At 69.2% G+C, this 4,209-nt stretch carries 5 protein-coding genes and 1 pseudogene; 4 read left to right on the forward strand and 2 right to left on the reverse strand.

Annotated features, from left to right (window positions below):
* Positions 1 to 67: 67 nt before the first annotated feature.
* Entirely contained in the window at positions 68 to 538 is a 471-nt protein-coding gene (locus AC5RUJ_RS11940) for a carboxymuconolactone decarboxylase family protein (protein ID WP_494012961.1), read from the reverse strand.
* A 79-nt stretch (positions 539 to 617) separates the two neighbouring features.
* On the opposite strand from AC5RUJ_RS11940, the gene AC5RUJ_RS11945 reads away from it, so the two are divergent.
* Positions 618 to 1,358 carry a DUF427 domain-containing protein gene (locus tag AC5RUJ_RS11945; protein ID WP_494128456.1) on the forward strand — a complete coding sequence of 247 codons (741 nt, stop codon included), beginning with the start codon at positions 618 to 620 and terminating at the stop codon, positions 1,356 to 1,358.
* A 312-nt stretch (positions 1,359 to 1,670) separates the two neighbouring features.
* Positions 1,671 to 2,456 (forward strand): sigma-70 family RNA polymerase sigma factor, encoded by a 786-nt coding sequence (locus tag AC5RUJ_RS11950; RefSeq protein WP_494000793.1) that lies wholly within the window; start codon positions 1,671 to 1,673, stop codon positions 2,454 to 2,456.
* On the opposite strand, the gene AC5RUJ_RS11955 is transcribed toward AC5RUJ_RS11950, so the two are convergent.
* A complete protein-coding gene (locus tag AC5RUJ_RS11955) occupies positions 2,389 to 3,414 on the reverse strand; it encodes a glycosyltransferase family 9 protein (protein WP_494128457.1) in 1,026 nt (341 codons plus the stop codon). The two genes, AC5RUJ_RS11950 and AC5RUJ_RS11955, sit on opposite strands and share 68 nt — an antisense overlap.
* Positions 3,415 to 3,558: 144 nt before the next feature.
* On the opposite strand from AC5RUJ_RS11955, the gene AC5RUJ_RS11960 reads away from it, so the two are divergent.
* Together AC5RUJ_RS11960 and AC5RUJ_RS11965 are read left to right on the forward strand one after the other, a co-directional pair.
* Complete coding sequence (locus AC5RUJ_RS11960) at positions 3,559 to 4,098, forward strand: D-glycero-alpha-D-manno-heptose-1,7-bisphosphate 7-phosphatase (RefSeq protein ID WP_494025251.1); 540 nt, start codon at positions 3,559 to 3,561, stop codon at positions 4,096 to 4,098.
* A pseudogene (locus AC5RUJ_RS11965) lies at positions 4,095 to 4,209 on the forward strand (glycosyltransferase family 9 protein); the annotation flags it as partial. The gene AC5RUJ_RS11960 and the pseudogene AC5RUJ_RS11965, both read left to right, overlap by 4 nt.

Below are 4,209 nucleotides of genomic sequence, written 5' to 3' on the forward strand. Positions count from 1 at the left end.
GCAGCCACCGCCGTCGTGCGCTGCCCTGCCGCCCTGGCACGGGGGCGGCCTGCCCGGCCCCGGTTGCCTACTGCGGGCGGACCGGGTGCTTGCTGACGATGGAGACCCGGTTGAAGGCGTTCATCGCGACGGTGATCCAGCTGACCGCGGAGAACTCGTCGTCGGTGAGTTCCTCGCGGGCGGCGGAGTAGGCGCGCTCCTGGCTGTGGTGGTCCGGCAGTTCGGTCAGCGCCTCGGCCAGGGCCAGCGCGGCCCGTTCCTTGTCCGTGAAAACCTCGGTGTCCCGCCAGGACGGAAGCACGGAAAGCCGCTGGGCCGTCTCGCCTTCGCCCAGGGCCAGCCGGGTGTGCATGTTCAGGCAGTACGCACAGCCGTTGATCTGCGAGATGCGCAGGTTCAGCAGTTCCACCAGCTTCCGGTCCAGGCCTGCCGCTTCGGCCGCTTCGCCGACCTTGAGCGCCAGTCCGTTGAGCGCGCGATAGGCTGCCGGCGTCTGCTTGTCGATGTAGAACTTGGCGGGACGATTGTCGGAACTCACTCATGCCTCCTGTGTTGCTGGTCGGCCTTCATTCTCTCAGCACTGCCGACGGGAGCCGCGGAGGAGTAGCGTGTGCCCCATGGAATTCGATGCACCCTTCACGGAACCCACTGCACGGCGGATCCGGGTGCGGCTGGGTGGAAGCCTGGTGGCCGACAGCACGCGGGCCAGGCTGATGGTCCAGTATGGCCGGGACGGTCTGCCGACCTACTATCTGCCGCGGGAGGACGTCGCGGCAGGGGTGCTGGCCAATGCGCGCCCCGGGCCGGCGGGCCAGCAGCTCTGGGATGTGGCCATCGGCAAGAAGCGCGCGGAGGCCGGGGCGTGGGAGCATCCGGAAGCGCACGGCTCGATGAGCGACCTGGCCGGCCACGTGACTTTCTCCTGGCGGCAGCTGGAGTGGTACGAGGAAGACGAGCGGGTGCTGGTCCATGCCCGTGATCCCTATAAGCGGGTAGATACCCTGCGCAGTTCCCGGCGGGTGCAGGTCTACCTCGCCGGCGAGAAAGTGGCGGACAGCATCCGGCCGCTGCTGCTGTTCGAAACCCACCTGCCCACCCGCTACTACTTGCCGGCCGAGGACGTGCGGACCGACCTGCTGGAGTCCAGCGGCACCGTCACGAGCTGCCCCTATAAGGGCGAGGCCCGTTACTGGTCGGTCCGGGTGGGCCAGAGCCTGGTCCCCGACGTTGTGTGGAGCTACCCGAACCCGATCCCGGAAAACCCCAAGATCCGCGATCTCTTCTGCTTCTACAACGAGAAGGTGGACCTCGTGGTCGACGGCAAACCGCAGGAGAAACCCGACACGCCCTGGGCGTGATTTCCGTCCCCGTTTCGCTCCGGTCCCGCGCTGCCATCGAGAGCGGCTGATACCCGACGCGGGCACGTCAGGGACGGACGTTCCCGCATGGCTCGGCCGCTCTGGATGATTTCGGCTGCTGCCGCTCTCCTCCGCCCCCGGTGGCCCGGGGCGCGGTCGGAGCGGCGGCTGCTTATACCTTCTTCTCCCGGGAGAAGAAAAGACTTTCGGGCATTTTTTCACCGTTCGCCTGTTGCATAATCAGCATGCTTATGGTCTCTTGGGGGAGAAGCGCTTCTGGTCCGCGCTTCCCGGATAGAGAGTGGGCCTCTGGTGCAATACAACGACAAGGATGACAAAGAGATACAGGTCTTGTTCCGCAGGGCGAGACGCGCTAAGGGGTCCCTGCGCGCCGCCTTGGAAGAGGAGTTGGTGCTGGGGCACCTGGGCATTGCCGAGGGGATCGCCCGCAACTATTCGGGCCCGGGCAGGGAGCTCGATGACCTGAACCAGGTTGCGCGGCTGGGGCTGCTCAAGGCGGTCCGCGGCTTCGACCCCGACCACGGCGCCGATTTCCGTGCCTACGCGGCTCCCACGGTCCACGGCGAACTGAAGCGCTATCTTCGGGACAGCTCGTGGATGATCCGCCCGCCGCGCCACCTTCAGGACCTGCGGACGGCGGCGATCAAAATGACCTCCGAACTCGCGCAGCGGCTGGGCCGCGAGCCCGGGCTGCAGGAGTTGGCCGACGCGCTCGCCGAAGACCCGGAAACGGTCGCCGAAGCCCTCAACTGCCACGGCAGCCTGCGGCCGGAATCACTGGAAGGGACCCCCGAGGGACAGGGCCTGGCGGAGACGCTGGCTGCCTCCGACGGCGGGACCGAACGGACCGAGGAACTGCTGATGCTTCGCGGCGCCATCCGCGAGCTGGAGCCGCAGGAACGGCAGTTGCTCTTCTACCGGTACTTCCAGGAAGAATCCCAGCGCCTCATCGGGGAGCGCATCGGCATGACCCAGATGCAGGTGTCCCGCGCGCTCGCCAGGATCCTGGTCAAGCTCCAGCACCGGGTGCTGGGGGAACGGCAGACCCCCGGGCGGCAGCGGATGCGGACGGCGTAGCGACCGGCAGTTGTGCGACGGCGGCCAGGACGTCGTCCGGGCCGACGGCCAGTAGGGCAGGGTCGGGGTCGGCGGAGAACGTGTCGCCCAGGCGCAGGCTCTCGTCGGTCAGGACCGTATGGGGTCCGGGTGGCGGACCCCATACGCTGACGGGTGCCGGGCCGAAAATGACCACCGACGGCCGGGCATAGGCCGACGCCAGATGGGCGGCACCGGTATCGGCGGAAATGACGAGCGCGGCCTCGGCGATCGCCGCGGCAAACTCCGCCAGTGGCAGCGTCCCCGCGACGACGGTGTCAGGACCCAGCCCGGCCAGTTCGGCCACGGCCTGTGCCCGAGGCCGTTCCGCCGCGCTGCCGGTGAACACGATGCGGTGTCCCTGGGCTGCCAGTTCCCGGGCGACCGCGGCGAACCGCTCGGCGGGCCACAGCCGGCTGCCGTAGGCGGCACCGACATGGAGTACCGTCGCTCCCGGGCAGGGGCTCTGGACGGCAGGTTTGTCCAGCCGGTAGTCGAGCGGATCCGCGTCGATTCCGTGCCACTGCAGCAGCCGGGTCCAGCGCTCGCGTTCGTGCGCACCTTCCGGCCATTCGGGGCCGTCCCACCCGGGGGCGCGGTGGCCAATGCGCCCGGCGGGCTGCAGGGCTTCCAGCCGGCCGCGGCTCTCCGGCCCGTTGCCGTGCAGGTTCACGGCGATGTCCACCCGGCCGGGCGCCAGCGCCAGCGGAACATCGAGGCCGTGGGTGGCCAGCAGGTCGTCTACCGAGCCCGTTAGTCCGAGGATGGGTCGCAGCCAGGCCTGGGCGGCGTAGACAATCCGGTGTTCCGGGTAGGCCGCGCGCAGTGCCCGCAACGCCGGAACCGCGACCAGCAGATCGCCCAGTTTGAGCGCCCGGAGCACCAGCAGTTCCGGGCGTCCGTCCCGTTCGAGTCCTTCAGCTTCTGCCACTGCAACCATCCTTCGTTCCGGCTGTGCCCATCCTTCCAGATGCCCGCAGCGTGCGCCTCCCGCGGCAGCGGTTGCCGTGGCGGGAAGTGGGCGACACAAAAGTAGTAGCAGGAGAAGTGTTTAGGTCGGAGCCGCGCTGGGAACAGTGCTGGTATGAGCACAACTGCTGCACACCCGCTGCGGGCCATCCTGTTCGACCGGGACGGCACGCTGGTCACGGACGTGCCCTACAACCCGGACCCCGCGAAGGTCCGGCCGGTAGCCGGCGCCCGGGCGGCCGTCGACGCGGTCCGGACCGCCGGGCTGCCCTGCGGGGTGCTCACCAATCAATCAGGCATCGGCCGGGGCCTGCTGAGCCGGGAACAGGTCGACGCCGTCAACCGGCGGGTGGAAGAGCTGCTGGGACCGTTTGACGTGTGGGAAATCTGCCCGCACAACCCGGACGACGGATGCCCCTGCCGGAAACCGCAGCCCGGCATGATCCTTGCGGCCTGCCGCCGGCTCGGGCTCGCTCCCGAGGAGGTGGCCTACGTTGGGGACATCGGGGCCGACGTCGAGGCCGCTGCCGCCGCCGGCGCCACCGGCGTCCTGGTACCGACCCCGGTGACCCGGCGCGAAGAGGTTGAGGCCGCCGCCATGGTCGCCGAAGACCTCACCGCCGCGGTGTCGCTGCTGCTGGAGGGCCGGCGATGAGCCGCGTACTGGTGGCGCGGCTGGACAGCGTCGGAGACGTACTGCTGGCGGGCCCGGCGGTGCGGGCAGTTGCGGCAGGCCACGACGGCAATCCGCGCGACGTCATGATGC

The sequence above is a fragment of the Arthrobacter sp. Y3223164 genome (genome assembly GCF_059091005.1).